Source organism: Pseudomonas songnenensis (genome assembly GCF_003696315.1).
Taxonomy (GTDB): Bacteria; Pseudomonadota; Gammaproteobacteria; order Pseudomonadales; family Pseudomonadaceae; genus Stutzerimonas; species Stutzerimonas songnenensis.
Genome location: NZ_RFFN01000005.1, coordinates 152999 through 169733, shown reverse-complemented (window position 1 = coordinate 169733; position 16735 = coordinate 152999). Strand labels below are relative to the sequence as shown.

The window sequence follows — 16735 nt, the reverse complement described above, 5'->3', positions numbered from 1 at the left end:
CGTTGCACCCCCATGTTATCCACACCTGAATGCACAGCTGACGTGGATAAGGCCTCGGGGCGCCGGCGAAGCCGCCGCGAAAGCTGGTTCTTTCACCCCTCCCGGCCCCTGCCAGCGCAAAAGCGCAAATTTTGATCAACTGGCTGAAACACTAGTGCCGCACTGCCTGTAGAAAGTCTTACAGCGGTTATCCACAAGTCGACGCACAACTATCGTGGATAAGCACACCAACGAACGAATCAATCGATTCATGCTCACAACCTGTAGGTTTCTTTCACACGGAGGCTTGTACATGCACCAGTTGAAAAGGCTTCGCCACGTCCCGTTACGCCAGAGGGCTGACTCATGAGCTGGCTCGCCCTGACGCTGGTGGCATTCGTCTGCTTCGTGCTGGTTTTCTTCGTCAAGAACCGCCAGCTGAACCATCCCGCGCTGCAGTACCCCTACAGCCTGAAGGTCCCGTTGTTCTCTCCAGCAGAGCGCGAGCTGCTGGAAATGCTGGAGCGGACATTTGCTGAGCGGTACCTCATCCTCGCGAAGGTAAGCGTCGCCGATGTCGTCGAGATCACTGCAGTGCCGCGGCGCGCCTACTGGTACCAAGCCCACAACCGTATCGCTGCGGCGCGCTTTGACTTTCTGCTATGCGAGAAGAACGACCTGACGCCGGTTTGCGTGATCAATCTGGACGATCCGGAAGCCGAGCAGGATTTCCTGGATCGGCTCTGCGAAACCGTCCGGTTGCCGCAGGTGCGCCTGGCGCCACAGGCGGCCCGCTCTTATACCGAGGTCCGCGAGGCCATCGAGTCCGCGCTTGGCCATTGATCGACCACTGGCGGGAATAACCACGGTAGCGGGTGGTCACAAGGCTGCATGACGTATCCACGATGTGCAGTACCGCTGCGGAATGATCCGCAAATCGACCACCGGCTACGAGTGACAGCATGAAATACGCCCTCCCCCTGCTTTTCTCCCTCACCCCGCTCGCCGCACTGGCGGATGACCAAGCCTGCCAGAAGACCGACGAAGCGCAGATCAGCGCCCTGTTCGACCGTTGGAATGCCGATGTGCAATCGGGTGAACCGCAACGGGTCGTGGAAAACTATGCACCTGATTCGATGCTGTTGCCGACTGTGTCCAACACCCCAAGGCAGACGCCGGAAGCCAAGCTGGATTACTTCGAGCATTTCCTGGCGCTGAAACCGAAAGGCGAAATTGTCGAACGGATGATCATGATCGATTGCAACAGCGCGCTCGACACCGGGCTTTACAGCTTCAAGCTGGGCGATGGCAGCACAGTCCCAGCGCGCTACACCTTCACCTACAAGTGGTTCGATGACGCCGGCCAGTGGCTTATCACCAGCCATCACTCTTCGGCGATGCCGCAACAGGTATCATCGCAGCAGCTGCCGCAAGTGGCGCACTGAACGCTCTCCACCCACTGCGCTGCGGTTGGCCGCAGCGCAGTCCTTACCTGACAGCGAATGCATCGGCACCGGCCCTGCGCGCAATCACCACCACAAGCTTGCGCCCGGGCAGGCGTGCTCGATACTGCTAACTGGCACGCCGTATTCGGACTAGACCTATATGTCTCTCAAACCGCTGCTGTCGCGCCTGTTCGAGCTGGTAAGCCGGCTGATCCGCCGCTATCCAGGCACCGTGGCGCTGTTCGGGTTCGCATCCGGCGTCGCCAGCTTCGTTCTGGTGGAACGCCATGCCGGTCTGGCCAAGGTTGTTGCCCTGGTGATGCTGGTCAGCTGGCTCTGGCTGGTTCTCGAATCCAGCCTGCGTCGCGCCCTGCAGCGCTGTTTCGGCTGGCAGATACCACCACCGCTGCTGCGCTATGCGACGCAGATGGTGCACCAGGAAAGCCTGTTCTTCATCATCCCGTTCTTCGCCATCACCACGACCTGGAACAGTGGCCAGGCCGTCTTCACCGGACTACTCGGCATGGCGGCACTGGTGTCGCTGATCGACCCGCTGTACTACCGCTGGCTGGCACCACGACGCTGGGTATACCTGGGTTTTCACACGCTGACGCTGTTCGCCGTACTGCTGACCGCGCTGCCAATCATCCTTCACCTGTCTACCCCGCAGAGCTATCAACTGGCGCTAGGCGTTGCAGTGCTGCTGGCTCTGCCGAGCCTCAGCGGGCTGTTTCCAAGCTGGAGCTGGCGGACCGTGCCGGGCGTCGTGCTGCTGGCTATCGCGCTTGCCGGTGCTGGCTGGCTTGGCCGGACCTGGGTGCCGCCGGCAACACTTTGGCTTACCGATGTCGCGGTGACCATGAGTCTCGACGATCGCCAGCGCAAACCCGGCAAGGGCCTGCGCGAGCTCAGTAGTGCGGAGCTGCAGGCCAACGGCCTGTACGCCTACACGGCGATCAACGCCCCCCGTGGCCTGAAGGAGCGGATCTACCATGAGTGGACGCACAACGGGCGACGCGTCGATCGAATCGCGCTGGACATCAGCGGCGGCCGCGAAGCCGGTTACCGTGCCTGGACCCACAAGCGCAACTTTCCGGCAGAGCCCTCCGGCCGCTGGCGTGTACGTGTCGTCACCGAGGCAGGGCAAATGATCGGGATGCTGCGCTTCCGCGTCACCGACTAGCGAACCCCGGCTGCCCACAACCACTCCAAATCAGGAACCGATCCAGCCTGGAGAACAACATGGAGTGGTGGGCGATCATTTCCAGCACCGTCGCCTCGGAGTTTTCCGACATCACTGATCTGGAAGACGCGACGCGGGTCAGTAGCCGCCTGCTGATCGCAGCGATTCTGGGCGGCTTGCTCGGTTATGAGCGCGAACGCCGCCGCAAGGCAGCTGGCCTGCGTACCCACATGCTGGTGGCACTCGGCGCCGCCCTGTTCGTGCTGGTGCCGGTGCAGGCCGGCATGACCCCGGAAGACATTTCCCGGGTGATTCAAGGCCTGGTGACCGGCATCGGTTTTCTCGGCGCTGGGACTATCCTCAAGGGCAACACCGCGGAGGACGTCAAGGGGCTGACCACTGCCGCCGGCATCTGGCTGACTGCTGCGATCGGTGTGGCCGTCGGCCTTGGGCACGAAACCACCGCAGTACTGAGCACGCTGCTCGCGCTGGCCATCTTCGTCCTGATGCCACGTCTGGAGCGTCACACGGCACTGCGCGCCGCACGCAAGCGCCGCCAGGCCAGCCGCTCGCCATAGCGAACTACGGATCGATCATCTCGGGAGAAAACATGCGCAGCGCTCTGACTCTCTGTTTCGGTTTCGGTTTGCTTGCTCTGACCGGTTGCAGCGAAACCGCAAAGCTCCCGGTGGAATCAGGCTATGGCCCTGCGCCGACACTGCCTGAGCCGAACCGAACCCTGTTGCCGACAGTACACATCGCCCCGGCCAAAGGCTGGCCGCCGGGCGGCAAGCCAAAAGCAGCGCCGGGCCTGCGTGTGGACGCCTTCGCCAGCGGCCTGGATCATCCACGCTGGATTCATGTCCTGCCCAATGGAGATGTGCTGGTCGCCGAAAGCGACGCGCCACCCAAGGAACAGAGCCAGGGCCTGCGCGGCTGGATCGCCAAAAAAATCATGGCTCGCGCCGGCTCAGGCGGCCCCAGCGCCAACCGCATCACCCTGTTGCGTGATAGCGATGGCGACGGCGTACCGGAGCAGCGCAGCGTCTTTCTGGAAAACCTCAACTCCCCTTTCGGCATGGCGCTGGTTGGCAACGATTTCTACGTAGCCAATACCGATGCGCTCCTTCGCTTCCCGTATGAGCAAGGCGCAACCCGCATCACCACCCATGGCGAGAAAGTGGTGGATCTGCCTGCCGGGCCGATCAATCACCACTGGACCAAGAACGTTGTCGCCAGCCCGGACGGTTCGCGGCTGTACGTCACCAGTGGTTCGAACAGCAACGTAGCCGAAAACGGCATGCAGGCCGAAGAAAACCGCGCGGCAATTCTGGAGGTCGACCCGCAACGCAAAACGATGCGTCTGTTCGCATCCGGTCTGCGCAATCCCAACGGCCTGGCCTGGCAACCGGAGAGCGGCTCGCTGTGGACCACCGTCAATGAGCGCGACGAGATCGGCAGCGACCTGGTGCCGGACTACATGACATCGGTCCAGGACGGCGGGTTTTATGGCTGGCCGTACAGCTACTTCGGCCAGCACATCGACACGCGCGTGAGACCTCAGCGTCCGGACCTGGTCGAGCGCGCACTCGTACCGGACTATGCCCTCGGTGCACACACCGCTTCGCTCGGCCTGGCGTTCTATGAGGGTAGCTTGCTACCGCAGCATTACAGAAATGGCGCATTCGTCGGTCAGCATGGCTCCTGGAACCGCAGACCGCGCAGCGGCTACAAGGTGGTCTTCGTCCCCTTCCGCAACGGTATGCCGGACGGTCAGGCAGAAGATGTGCTGACCGGCTTCGTCAACGAAGCGGGCGAGGCACTGGGCAGGCCGGTTGGGGTTGCAGTTGACCGGACAGGCGCATTGTTGATTGCAGACGACGTGGGCAACGTAATCTGGCGCATACGCCCGGCTGAGCAGTGAACTGACGACCCTTTTGCGCCAGCTGGCCGGCCTGATGACGCTCAACCTGTATGGGATTGAACCTTGCCGGCCGCCATGTGGCCATAAATGGTACGTCTATCCGTTTACGAGGGCTTCCAAATGCTCAATCGCACCATCTACGCCATCGTTCCCACGCTGTTGCTCGTCGGCTGCTCCGGCAATGTGCAGAACCCGGTGGACCGGATCACGTTCCGAGATGAACCTCTGGTTCGCGATGTGGAAAACGGCATGTCCCAGGCGCGGGTACTGACCATCGGCGGCGAACCCTCCAGGACCAGTGGACGATCCGTGGTACCCGGCCTGTGCCACGACTACATTCTCAATCGTGACGGCAAGCAACAGCCCTACTACGTCAGCTTCGATGGAACAGGGCGGGTGGACGGCCAGGGGTTCCTGACCTGCAGGCAGCTCGAAGAAAACCAGCGCAATCTTCGCCGCTGACGACCAAGTCGGTGGCACGAGCGAACCAGCGTTCCGCGTCCGCTAAAGAGGAGACCGCCATGCCACGTGGGGACAAAACCAAGTACACCGACAAACAACAGCGCAAGGCCGAGCACATCGAGGAAAGCTACGAGGAACGTGGCGTACCCGAGCAAGAGGCCGAAGCACGCGCCTGGGCCACCGTCAACAAACAATCCGGTGGCGGCGAACGCAAAGGCGGCTCTGGCAAAAGCAAGAGCGAAACCGCCAAACGCGCCGACCGCAGGGACTCGGCTCATCGTGCTGCTGATACGCGCCAGGGAAAGTCGCCCAACAAGAGCTCGGCACGCGGCGCGAAGTCGTCCAGTACAAGCCTTGCCGAGATGACCCGCGACCAGCTGATGGACAAGGCCCGCGAGCGGGACATTCGCGGCCGTTCGAAGATGCGCAAGGACGAACTGCTGAAGGCCCTCAGCTGAGATGCAACCATGACCAATCAACAGCCTCTGCCGCCGTCGCCCAGCAATCCCAAGCGCGAGGACCCGGACAACCCGGTGCCGATCGACGACCCCGCCCCCGACCAATCCGAGCCGGAGCCTCCACCGCCGGAAGACGTCGCCGGCTAAACTTTTTGCCAGCATCCCGATCTCAATTGGCGAACCGTGATGAACCGTGACAGCGGTCAAACCAGACCAGGAGATGGCGATGAGTTATGTACAACTGAGCGACAAACAGAGCCTGCGTGAACGGGCCCGCCAACATGTCGAGAATGGCGCCGTCACCGAGAGCTATTCGGCCGACCGCGAAGTCGTGATCAATCTGCTCAACGAAGCACTGGCGACAGAGCTGGTCTGCTACCTGCGCTACAAGCGCCACTACTACATGGCCACAGGGTTGAAATCCAGCGCAGCTGCCGCCGAATTTCTCGAGCACGCCAACGAGGAGCAGGAACACGCAGACCGGCTCGCCGAGCGTATCGTCCAGCTCGGTGGCGAGCCCGATTTTAATCCCGACAGCCTCACCGAGCGTTCACACGCCCAATACGCCGAAGGCAACGGCCTGCGTGACATGGTTTTCGAGAACCTGGTCGCCGAGCGCATCGCAATCGACAGCTACCGGGAGATCGTGCAGTACATCGGTGATAAGGACCCGACGACCCGGCGCATCTTCGAGGACATCCTCGCTCAGGAAGAAGAGCACGCCGACGATCTGGCAGGCCTGCTGGACGGCATGAACTGACGGAGCCTGAGCAGCCTTCCGACCTGGACGTTACACGCCCCACCAGCAACGGCTCGGCGATTGGAAAAAAAAGGCCACCCGAGGGTGGCCTTAAACTTTAGGAAGAGAGGTACAGCTTAGCCGGCTGCCACCGGACGCATGTAGGAGATCGGTGCGGTCTGCGGGTCATCGAAGGTCACCAGTTCCCACGCATCCTTTTGTTCCATCAGGGTGCGCAGCAAGCGGTTGTTCAACGCGTGGCCGGATTTGTAGCCGCGGAATTCGCCGATCAGGCTGGTTCCCAGCAAGTAAAGATCACCGATGGCATCGAGAATCTTGTGCTTCACGAATTCGTCTTCATAACGCAGACCGTCTTCGTTGAGCACACTGGTTTCGTCCACCACGATGGCGTTCTCAACGCTGCCGCCGAGCGCCAGATTGTGCGAGCGGAGGAACTCGATGTCGCGCATGAACCCGAAGGTACGTGCACGGCTCACTTCCTTGACGAAGGAAGTACTCGAGAAGTCCACACTGGCAGTCTGGGTGCGACCCTTGAAAACCGGGTGATCGAAATCGATCTCGAAGCTCACCTTGAAGCCGTCGAAAGGCAGGAAGGTAGCGCGCTTGTCACCCTCCTCGACCGTTACTTCACGCTTGATGCGGATGAACTTCTTGTGGGCGTCCTGCTCCTGCAGGCCGGCGGATTGAATCAGGAATACGAAAGGCCCAGCGCTGCCGTCCATGATCGGCACTTCCGACGCGGAGAGTTCGACGTAGGCATTGTCGATCCCCAGGCCGGCCATTGCCGACAGCAGATGCTCCACTGTGTCGACCTTGACGTCACCATTGACCAGTGTCGTGGACATGGTGGTTTCGCCAACATTCTCGGCCCGCGCAGGAATCTCCACAGGCGGGTTGAGGTCGGTGCGACAGAACACGATTCCGGTGTCCACCGGTGCCGGTTTCAGGGTGAGATAAACCTTCTCTCCCGAATGCAAGCCGACGCCGGTGGCGCGAATGATGTTCTTCAGGGTGCGTTGTCTGATCATGGCCTTTTGCTTCGCTATAGCACTAGTTGCGAATAGTTTTCAACAATTGAGGGCGATAATAGCAGAAGCCCACTTTGCTGAACACCAATCACACCAATACTCCTGATAACTTCAATCAATCGGCCTGACGACGCAGAAACGCAGGAATATCCAGATAATCCAGATCTTCCTGAGGGTTCAGCTTGGCTGCAGTGGCCGCTGCATGTGCCTGATTACGCATGACGGTCGGGCGCTCGAGGTCCCGATAGTTCACTGCGGCCTGCTCGTGCTGACGCGGAGCCGGAGCGGCGGCGGAAGCAGCAACGGTGGTCTGCACGGTATTGTCGACGACCTTGACCGGCTTCTCGTTGCGCGGACCAAGACCGGTGGCAACGACGGTGACATGCAGCTCATCGGCCATATCCGGATCGATGACAGCACCGACCTTGACGGTGGCTTCATCGGACGCGAAGGCTTCGATGATTTCACCCACTGCAGCGTATTCGCCCAGCGACAGGTCCAGACCAGCCGTGATGTTGACCAGAATGCCACGTGCACCCTGCAGGTTGACGTCTTCCAGCAACGGGTTGCGGATGGCCGCTTCGGTGGCCTCGCGAGCACGGTTCGGGCCGGTGGAGCAGCCGGTGCCCATCATCGCCATGCCCATTTCACCCATGACGGTCTTCACGTCGGCGAAGTCGACGTTCATCAGGCCCGGGCGCTGCATGATGTCGGAGATGCCGCGCACGGCGCCGGCCAGCACGTCGTCCGCCTTGGCAAAGGCGGCCAGCAGGCTGGCATCCTTGCCGAGAATGGTCAGCAGCTTTTCGTTGGGGATCGTGATCAGCGAGTCGACACACTCGGACAGCGCACGGATGCCTTCATCGGCAACCTGCATGCGACGGCGGCCCTCGAAGGGGAACGGACGGGTAACCACGGCCACGGTCAGGATGCCCATTTCCTTGGCGACCGAAGCGATGATCGGAGCAGCGCCGGTACCGGTACCGCCGCCCATGCCGGTGGTGATGAACACCATGTCAGCGCCTTCCAGCACTTCGGCGATGCGCTCACGGTCTTCCATCGCGGCCTGGCGGCCGATGTCAGGGTTGGTACCAGCGCCGAGGCCCTTGGTGATGGCGGAGCCGAGCTGCAGCACGGTGCGTGCTTCGACCTTCTTCAGCGCCTGAGCATCGGTGTTGGCGCAGATGAATTCGACGCCTTCAACATTATTGCGAACCATATGGTTCACGGCATTGCCGCCACCGCCACCGACACCGATGACCTTGATGACTGCACTTTGCGGGGTATGATCTACGAGTTCGAACATTTCCCTCTCTCCTTCCAGCTTTCTAGTTTTGGTTTTACAGCGCACTGCTTAAAAATTGCCCTGGATCCAGCCTTTGAGCCGATCCAGAACAGACGTCTTTGATTCTTCGGCGAAACTGCCGATACCGGGCACGGGAATGCCGTCGGCCTGCTTGTGCAGTCCGTACAGCAACAGGCCCACGCCGGTCGAATAGATTGGATTACGTACTACGTCGCTCAGTCCCTTGACGCTGTGCGGCACGCCAAGGCGCACCGGCATGTGAAAGATTTCCTCGGCCAGGTCGACGGCTCCTTCCATCTTCGCTGTACCGCCTGTGAGAACGATCCCGGCCGGGACCAGATCCTCATAACCACTGCGCCGCAGTTCGGCCTGGATCAGGGTGAAGAGTTCGTCATAACGCGGCTCGACCACCTCTGCCAGAGCCTGCCGCGAGAGTTCGCGCGGCGGGCGATCGCCAACGCTGGGGACCTTGATGGTCTCGCCCGCGCCGGCCAGTTTGGCAAGCGCGCAAGCATAGCGAATCTTGATCTCCTCGGCATACTGCGTCGGTGTACGCAGAGCCATGGCGATGTCATTGGTGACCTGGTCGCCAGCAATCGGGATGACCGCGGTGTGGCGGATCGCGCCTTCGGTGAAGATGCAGATGTCGGTGGTGCCACCGCCGATATCCACCAGGCAGACACCCAGCTCCTTCTCGTCATCGGTCAGCACGGCATGGGCCGAGGCCAACTGTTCGAGGATGATGTCGTCAACCTCGAGACCGCAGCGACGTACGCACTTCTCGACATTCTGCGCGGCATTCACAGCGCAGGTGACCACGTGGACCTTGGCTTCCAGACGCACGCCGGACATGCCAAGAGGCTCACGCACACCTTCCTGATTGTCGATCACATAATCCTGCGGCAACGTGTGCAGCACACGCTGGTCGGCGGGGATTGCCACGGCCTGGGCGGCATCGAGTACGCGCTCCAGGTCGGCGGTGCTGACCTCGCGATCACGGATTGCCACGATGCCGTGGGAGTTCAGGCTGCGGATATGGTTACCGGCCAGACCGACAAAGGCCGAATGGATACGGCAGCCAGCCATGAGCTGGGCTTCTTCGATAGCGCGCTGGATCGACTGGACGGTGGACTCGATATTGACCACCACGCCCTTCTTCAGGCCGCGTGAAGGGTGGGTACCGATACCCACGATCTCCAGCTCGCCGTCCGCGGTCACTTCACCCACCAGCGCCACTACTTTGGAGGTGCCAATGTCCAGGCCGACGATCATCTTGCCGCTTTGCACGCTCGACATGTGTTTCATTCCTCAATTCCTCGCAGCGACGGTCGTATCCGTCGCAGTCGGGACCGGCTCATGCCAGGCGACGGCCAGGCCGTTCGCGTAGCGCAGATCGATCCGTGCGATTTTCTCGCTTTCTTGCTCCAGTGCCTTTTGATAGATGGCAGTGAAACGACGCATTTTTTCTACAACCTGGTCCCGGCCCAACAGCAACTCGATGCCCTGGTTGGTGGTCAGAAACCAGCTCCCGCGCTCACGCAACTCGAGACGGGAGATGGAGAACCCCAGCGGACGCAGCATCTGGCTGAGCATCTGGTACTGCTGCATGACCCGCTGCTGGGCCCGCTTCGGACCATATAAATGTGGCAAGTGTTCATATCGGCTCAGGTCATCCGGCGCGAAAGCCTGTCCTTTATTGTTAAGCAATGCTTCACCGCCCCAACGGGCGATCGGCAATTGCTCGTCCAGACGCACCATTACCTGGTCCGGCCAGACGCGACGCACTTCGACATGGGCGATCCATGGCATCTGTTCGAGTTGGTGACGCATGCCGTTCAGATCAACCTTGAAGAAGCTCTGCTCGACGAAAGGCGCGATGCGCTGCTGCACCGCTTCACGACTGACATAGCCCAGCTCGCCCTGCACGCTGACCTTGGCGATAGGCCGATCGGCGTAGGGCAACAGGCGCTCACCCAGCTCATACAGACCGACCGCCAACCCGACCAACAGTACCGGCCAGACGAAACGCTTCAGTCCGGCCAAGTTCGGCTTCGGCAGGCGCTGCGACAGCGGCTGCGGTTGCACCAGGCGGCTCGCACCCCGTTGCGCGGGCTTGCGTGAAGCTCGGCCGCCTGCGGGTTGCGAATGACGCAGCGTGGCGATCATGGCTTAGCTCCCCGCCTCGAGGCTGTCATCGAGAATGCTCAGAACCAGCTGCTGGAAATCCAGACCAGCAGCGCGTGCCGCCATCGGCACCAGGCTGTGGTCGGTCATGCCCGGCACGGTGTTCACTTCCAGCAGCCAGAAATCTCCGGCCGCGTCCTGCATGACATCGACCCGCGCCCAACCACGGATACCGACGGCCTCACAAGCGCGGGCCGAGAGAAGCTTGAGCTCGTCTTCACGGGCAGCGTCGAGGCCGCAGGGAATCCGGTACTGGGTGTCGGAGGCCAGGTACTTGGCGTCGTAGTCGTAGAAGCTGTGGGGTGTGCCCAGGCCAATCGGCGGCAGCACTTGGCCATGCAACACGGCCACGGTGAACTCCGGCCCCTGAATCCACTGTTCGACCAGCACTTGCGAGTCGTAGCTACTGGCAGCGCGCCACGCATCAATCAGTTCCGCGAGCTCAGCAACCTTGGCCATGCCAATGCTCGAACCTTCATGCGCCGGCTTGACGATCAGCGGAAAGCCCAGCGTTTCGGCCGCTGCCCGGCAATCGTCCTCGCTAGCCAGCACGGCATGTTGCGGCGTCGGCAGGCCGAGGCTCTGCCAGACCTGCTTGGTACGCAGCTTGTCCATGGCCAGCGCCGAGGCCAGGATGCCGCTGCCGGTATAGGGAATGCCGGCACACTCCAGCAGCCCCTGCATGCTGCCGTCCTCACCGCCACGGCCGTGCAGGACGATGAAGGCGCGATCGATCCGTTCGTTGCTCAGGCGCTGCAGCAGGTCGTCGCCCGCATCGATGCCAAAGGCGTCCACGCCTGCTTCCTGCAAGGCGGCAAGCACCGCTGCGCCGGATTTCAGGGACACCTCGCGTTCGGCACTCTTGCCGCCGAAGAGTACGGCGACGCGGCCGAACGTCTTTGGATCACGAGTCGAATGCAGAGCGGTCATTGGGATTTCCTCGTGGAGCCGTCGCCACCGAACAGCGGGCTTCTCAGCAGTTGCGGCGCAAGTCCGCCGATATCGCCGGCGCCTTGGCAGAGCAGGATGTCGCCCGCGCGCAGCAGCGGCTTGACCAGTGGCGCCAGATCGACGCCGCGCTCGACGTAGATCGGATCGAGCTGCCCACGCTGTCGAATGCTGTGGCACAGCTGGCGGCTGTCAGCGCCGGGAATGGGGTCTTCACCGGCCGGGTAGACCTCCATCAGCAGCAGCACGTTGGACTCGCCTAGCACCTGCACGAAGTCGTCGTAGAGGTCACGGGTGCGGCTGTAACGATGTGGCTGGTAGACCATCACCAGACGCCGCTCCGGCCAGCCGCCGCGCACAGCCTTGATTACCGCAGCCACTTCACGCGGATGGTGGCCATAGTCATCGACCAGCATCACGCTGCCATTCTCGACCGGCAGATCGCCATAGACCTGAAAGCGGCGGCCGACGCCCGCGAACTCGGCCAGGCCCTGGATGATGGCCTCGTCTTCGATGCCTTCGTCGGTGGCAATGGCGATCGTCGCCAGGGCGTTGAGGACGTTGTGATTGCCGGGCATGTGTACCGACACGTCCAGCGGTTCGCAGCCGTCACGCAGCACGGTGAAATAGGTACGCATGCCTTCCTGGCGAACATTGATGGCGCGCACGTCGGCATCTTCGCTGAAACCGTAGGTGGTGGTCGGCCGGCCAATCTGCGGAATGATCTCGCGGACCACCGGATCGTCGACACAAAGCACAGCCAGGCCGTAGAACGGCAGGTTGTGCAGGAACTCGACGAAGGTCTTCTTCAGCTTGCCGAAGTCGCCGCCATAGGTGCTCATGTGGTCGGCGTCGATATTAGTCACCACCGCCACCATCGGTTGCAGGTGGAGGAAGCTGGCATCGCTCTCGTCCGCCTCGGCGATCAGGTACCGGCTGCTACCCAGCTGAGCGTTGGTGCCGGCAGCGGTCAGACGGCCGCCGATGACGAAGGTCGGATCGAGCCCACCGGCAGCAAATACCGACGCCAGCAGGCTGGTAGTGGTGGTCTTGCCATGGGTGCCGGCAACAGCGATACCGTGGCGATAGCGCATCAGCTCGGCCAGCATCTCCGCGCGCGGCACGACCGGGATGCGCTGCTCGAGCGCCAGGGCGACTTCCGGGTTCGCCGAGTTGACGGCGCTGGACACCACCAGCACGTCGGCGCCGGCAACGTTGCCGGCCTGATGGCCGATGAAGATCTGCGCACCAAAGCTCTGCAGGCGGTCGGTACTGGCCGACTCCTTGAGATCGGAACCCGAAACCTCGTAGCCGAGATTGAGCAACACCTCGGCGATGCCGCACATACCAACCCCGCCGATACCGACGAAGTGGATGCGGCGAATGCGACGCATGCGACGGACTTCCGCTTTCACCGCGGCGGGAGACTTAGCCATGGGCCACCTCCAGGCAGATATCGACCACGCTGCGGGTGGCGTCGGGCCGGGCCAGGCGGCGCGCAGTGGCCCCCATGGCCTTGAGTTTTTCCGGCTGCATCATTACCTCGGTCAGCTGAGCGGCGAGCGTGGCCGCGTCAGTCTTGGCTTGCGGCAGAAGGACGGCAGCGCCCTCCTTCGCCAGATATTCGGCATTGCGGGTCTGGTGATCGTCGATCGCGTGGGGCAACGGCACCAGGAACGACGGCAGGCCAGCGGCGGCCAGCTCGCACACGGTGAGCGCACCGGCGCGGCAGATCACCAGATCGGCCCAGGCATAGGCGCGCGCCATATCCTTGATGAAAGGTGCGACCTCGGCCTCGACCGCAGCTTCGGCGTAGCGCTGCATGGTCAGTTCGGCATGCTGTTTGCCCGCCTGATGGAACACGTCCGGGCGCAGCTCCAACGGCAGTTGGGCCAAAGCGGCAGGCAACAGCTTGTTCAACGGTTCGGCACCCAGGCTGCCGCCCAGCACCAGCAGACGGGGTCGGCGACCGACAAGGGTGTCGCGCGGGGTTTCCAGGAATAGCTCTTCACGTACAGGGTTGCCGGTGGTGCGGCGCTTGGCACTGGCCTTGAAGGTATCCGGAAAGGCTTCGCAGACGCGACTGGAGAGCGGCGCAAGGCTGCGGTTGGCAGTGCCGGCCACGGCGTTCTGCTCGTGAATCACCAGCGGCACGCCCGCCAGTTTGGCCGCCAGCCCACCCGGACCGGTGACATAGCCGCCCAGGCCCAGCACACACACCGGACGCAGCTCACGGATGATGCGGCGCGCCTGGAACAGCGAACGGACCAGCTGCAGCGGCGCCTTGATCAGCGACGCCAGGCCTTTGCCGCGCAATCCACTGACCTGAATCAGGTGCAACGGCAACCCGGCCGCAGGCACCAGTTCGTTCTCGATGCCACGCGGCGTACCGAGCCAATGCACGGCATAGCCACGCGCCTGGAACTCGCGCGCGCAGGCCAGCGCTGGGAACACGTGCCCACCGGTACCGCCGGCCATGATCAGCACATTAGCGGCCATGAGCGACCTCCTTGGCCGAGGGCTCGGCAAAGTCGGACTCGTCGAACTCGGTGTCCTCGCTGCCCAGTACGGTGCGGCTTTCCCACTCGATGCGCAGCAGCAGCGCCATGCTCGCGCAGGTCACCACCAGCGAGCTGCCGCCATAACTGAGGAACGGCAGCGTCAGGCCCTTGGTCGGCAACAGGCCGACATTCACCCCGACGTTGATCAGGAACTGACCGAGCCAGAGGAACGCCAGGCCCCAGGCGACATAGGCGGCGAAGAACTGCCGAGCCTTCTCTGCCCAGAGGCCGATGTAGAGGGCTCGCACGCCGACGAAGGCAAACAGGGCGATGGTCGCCAGCGCACCGATCATGCCCAGCTCTTCGGCAAGTACCGAGAAGACGAAGTCGGTGTGCGCTTCGGGCAGGTAGAACTGCTTCTGTACGCTGTTGCCGAGGCCGACGCCGAACCATTCGCCACGCCCGAAGGCGATCAGCGCCTGGGTCAGCTGATAGCCGGCACCGTATTGATCGGCCCAGGGGTCGGTGAAAGTAATCAGGCGCTGCAGACGGTATTCCTGGGTCTGCACCAGCACTACCACCGCGCCGACTGCCGCGATCACCAGCAGACTGAAGCGGATCATCCCGACGCCACCAAGAAACAGCATGGCCACCGCAGCGCCCATCATCACCACCGTGGCGCCGAAGTCAGGTTCCATCAGCAGCAGAAAGGCCATCGGCAGGAGTACCAGGAACGGCTTGGCGAAGCCCCACAGGCTTTCACGAACTTCTTCCTGACGACGCACCAGATAACCGGCCAGGTAGATCACCACGAATACCTTGGCCAGCTCCGACGGCTGCACGTTGAATGCGCCGAAGCCGATCCAGCGCATGGAACCATTCACCTCGCGACCGATGCCCGGTAGCAGTACCAGGATCAACAGCCCGAATGCCGCCAGCAACAGCATCCAGTCCAGCCGCTGCCAGACCGAAAGCGGGACGAGCAGCATCGCGGCACCGGCACCAAGGCCGAGCAGCACATAAATGAGGTGACGAATCATGTGGTACAGCGGACTACCGGAATTGACCGCGGCGACCTCGGAGGAAGCCGAGGTGATCATCACCAGCCCCAGACCAAGCAACGCCAGGCACCCGGCAAGCATCGGGAAATCCAGATCCACACCGCGGCGGCCAAACAAAGGTGAGGGTGCGTTGCGCAGGAAGGCGAGCATCAGCTGAGCGCCTCCACCGCAGCGGCAAACAGGCGGCCGCGCTCTTCGAAATTCTTGAACATGTCCAGGCTGGCACAAGCCGGCGAGAGCAATACCGCATCGCCCGCCTCGGCACAGTCGGCGGCACGCCGCACCGCTTCTTCCAGGCTGGCTACATGCAGCAGCGTCGTCGCATCGCCCAACGCTTCAGCCAGACGCTGCGCATCACGGCCGAGCAGCACCACGGCACGACAGTAGCGCGCCACGGGTGCACGCAATCCTGAGAAGTCCGCTCCCTTGCCGTCGCCACCGGCAATCAGCACCAGCTTGCCTTCGATATCGGCGCCCAGGCCTTCGATCGCGGCCAGCGCAGCACCGACGTTGGTTGCCTTGGAGTCGTCGTAATAGCTGACACCTGCACGCTCACCGACCCACTGGCAACGGTGCGGCAAACCAGTGAAACGACGCAGCGTCTCCAGCATGGGGCCGAACGGCAGCCCCACCGCGTGGCCGAGCGCCAGCGCAGCCAGGGCATTGGACTGATTATGCGCACCGCGCATCTTCAGTTCGCGCACCGGCATCAGCGCCTCGAACTGGAACGCCAGGTACTTCTCGCCTTTTTCCTCGAAGAGCCCGAAGCCCTTGAAGTCCGGCTTGCCGAGACCGAAGGTCCAAGTAGGCACATCCTCCCCCACCAGCGGCCGGCTGAGGCGGTCATCCCGACTGACCACCACCTGGCGCGCGCCACGGAAGATGCGGTGTTTGGCCTGGTGATAAGCCGGCAGCCCGCTGTAGCGGTCCATGTGGTCTTCGCTGATATTCAGGCAGGTCGCCACCTCAGCGTTGAGTTGCCCGGTGGTCTCCAGCTGGAAGCTGGACAGCTCCAGGACATAGAGTTCGACATCATCAGCAAGCAGATCGAGCGCCGGCGTACCGAGATTACCGCCGACCGCCACCTTGCGGCCGGCCGCTGCGGCCATCTCGCCGACCAGGGTAGTCACCGTGCTCTTGGCATTGGAGCCAGTGATCGCAACGATCGGGGCCTTGGCTTCCCGGGCGAACAGTTCGATATCGCCTGAAAGCTTGACACCGCGAGCTGCAGCTTCCTGCAGTGCGGGGGTGCTGACCGCGAGCCCCGGGCTCACCAGCAACTCGCTGGCGGTGCAGAGGAACTCAACATCCAGCTCGCCACAGCGCACCTGCACGTCGGGGTACTCGGCCTTGAGCGTCGCCAGTTCCGGCGGGTTCGCACGAGTATCGGCAACGGCGAACGGCAGGCCGCGGCGCGCCAGATGGCGTACCAGGGACATGCCGCTCTTGCCGAGGCCGACAACGATGCGGAACTGGTCGGAAGCGATGAGCACTCT

The 16735-nt window shown here is 62.5% G+C and carries 18 protein-coding genes; 9 read left to right on the top strand and 9 right to left on the bottom strand.

What is annotated here, in order from left to right; genetic code table 11:
* Nucleotides 1-345 precede the first annotated feature (345 nt).
* From EA798_RS14815 to EA798_RS14780, 9 genes are all read left to right on the top strand, one after another.
* On the top strand, nt 346-822 hold the full coding sequence (locus EA798_RS14815; RefSeq protein ID WP_122099434.1) for a DUF2726 domain-containing protein: 477 nt from the start codon (nt 346-348) through the stop codon (nt 820-822).
* 119 nt (nt 823-941) lie between these two features.
* The gene (locus EA798_RS14810; RefSeq protein ID WP_106155678.1) at nt 942-1424 is read left to right on the top strand and encodes an SgcJ/EcaC family oxidoreductase; all 483 of its coding nucleotides are present in this window, start codon (nt 942-944) and stop codon (nt 1422-1424) included.
* A 160-nt stretch (nt 1425-1584) separates the two neighbouring features.
* Entirely contained in the window at nt 1585-2607 is a 1023-nt protein-coding gene (locus EA798_RS14805; protein ID WP_122099433.1) for a DUF5924 family protein, read from the top strand.
* A 59-nt stretch (nt 2608-2666) separates the two neighbouring features.
* The gene (locus tag EA798_RS14800; protein ID WP_106155680.1) at nt 2667-3185 is read left to right on the top strand and encodes an MgtC/SapB family protein; all 519 of its coding nucleotides are present in this window, start codon (nt 2667-2669) and stop codon (nt 3183-3185) included.
* Between the two features lie 32 nt (nt 3186-3217).
* Entirely contained in the window at nt 3218-4531 is a 1314-nt protein-coding gene (locus tag EA798_RS14795) for a PQQ-dependent sugar dehydrogenase (RefSeq protein ID WP_122099432.1), read from the top strand.
* Between the two features lie 120 nt (nt 4532-4651).
* On the top strand, nt 4652-4993 hold the full coding sequence (osmE, locus tag EA798_RS14790) for an osmotically-inducible lipoprotein OsmE (protein WP_106155682.1): 342 nt from the start codon (nt 4652-4654) through the stop codon (nt 4991-4993).
* A gap of 59 nt (nt 4994-5052) precedes the next feature.
* The gene (locus tag EA798_RS14785) at nt 5053-5451 is read left to right on the top strand and encodes a Rho termination factor N-terminal domain-containing protein (protein ID WP_122099431.1); all 399 of its coding nucleotides are present in this window, start codon (nt 5053-5055) and stop codon (nt 5449-5451) included.
* Nucleotides 5452-5460: 9 nt separating this feature from the next.
* On the top strand, nt 5461-5598 hold the full coding sequence (locus EA798_RS20635) for a hypothetical protein (RefSeq protein ID WP_167462960.1): 138 nt from the start codon (nt 5461-5463) through the stop codon (nt 5596-5598).
* A gap of 79 nt (nt 5599-5677) precedes the next feature.
* The gene (locus EA798_RS14780; RefSeq protein ID WP_122099430.1) at nt 5678-6211 is read left to right on the top strand and encodes a ferritin-like domain-containing protein; all 534 of its coding nucleotides are present in this window, start codon (nt 5678-5680) and stop codon (nt 6209-6211) included.
* A 116-nt stretch (nt 6212-6327) separates the two neighbouring features.
* On the opposite strand, the gene lpxC is transcribed toward EA798_RS14780, so the two are convergent.
* The 9 genes from lpxC to murD all read right to left on the bottom strand — a co-directional run bounded on the left by lpxC (nt 6328) and on the right by murD (nt 16732).
* Nucleotides 6328-7239 carry a UDP-3-O-acyl-N-acetylglucosamine deacetylase gene (gene lpxC, locus EA798_RS14775; protein ID WP_003302766.1) on the bottom strand — a complete coding sequence of 304 codons (912 nt, stop codon included), beginning with the start codon at nt 7237-7239 and terminating at the stop codon, nt 6328-6330.
* Nucleotides 7240-7354: 115 nt separating this feature from the next.
* On the bottom strand, nt 7355-8545 hold the full coding sequence (ftsZ, locus tag EA798_RS14770; RefSeq protein WP_106155685.1) for a cell division protein FtsZ: 1191 nt from the start codon (nt 8543-8545) through the stop codon (nt 7355-7357).
* 48 nt (nt 8546-8593) lie between these two features.
* Nucleotides 8594-9841 carry a cell division protein FtsA gene (gene ftsA / locus EA798_RS14765; protein ID WP_122099507.1) on the bottom strand — a complete coding sequence of 416 codons (1248 nt, stop codon included), beginning with the start codon at nt 9839-9841 and terminating at the stop codon, nt 8594-8596.
* Between the two features lie 12 nt (nt 9842-9853).
* Nucleotides 9854-10711: a cell division protein FtsQ/DivIB gene (locus tag EA798_RS14760; RefSeq protein WP_106155686.1), complete on the bottom strand. Its 858-nt coding sequence runs from the start codon at nt 10709-10711 to the stop codon at nt 9854-9856.
* A gap of 3 nt (nt 10712-10714) precedes the next feature.
* On the bottom strand, nt 10715-11659 hold the full coding sequence (locus tag EA798_RS14755) for a D-alanine--D-alanine ligase (RefSeq protein ID WP_106155687.1): 945 nt from the start codon (nt 11657-11659) through the stop codon (nt 10715-10717).
* A complete protein-coding gene (gene murC, locus EA798_RS14750; RefSeq protein ID WP_122099429.1) occupies nt 11656-13113 on the bottom strand; it encodes a UDP-N-acetylmuramate--L-alanine ligase in 1458 nt (485 codons plus the stop codon). Before murC ends, EA798_RS14755 begins: the two co-directional genes overlap by 4 nt.
* Nucleotides 13106-14176, bottom strand: coding sequence for an undecaprenyldiphospho-muramoylpentapeptide beta-N-acetylglucosaminyltransferase (gene murG, locus EA798_RS14745; protein WP_122099428.1), 1071 nt, complete (start codon nt 14174-14176; stop codon nt 13106-13108). The genes murC and murG overlap by 8 nt, the downstream gene beginning before the upstream one ends.
* Nucleotides 14166-15389: a putative lipid II flippase FtsW gene (ftsW, locus tag EA798_RS14740; protein WP_106155690.1), complete on the bottom strand. Its 1224-nt coding sequence runs from the start codon at nt 15387-15389 to the stop codon at nt 14166-14168. Before ftsW ends, murG begins: the two co-directional genes overlap by 11 nt.
* On the bottom strand, nt 15389-16732 hold the full coding sequence (gene murD, locus EA798_RS14735; RefSeq protein ID WP_122099427.1) for a UDP-N-acetylmuramoyl-L-alanine--D-glutamate ligase: 1344 nt from the start codon (nt 16730-16732) through the stop codon (nt 15389-15391). The genes ftsW and murD overlap by 1 nt, the downstream gene beginning before the upstream one ends.
* Between the last annotated feature and the right edge of the window lie 3 nt (nt 16733-16735).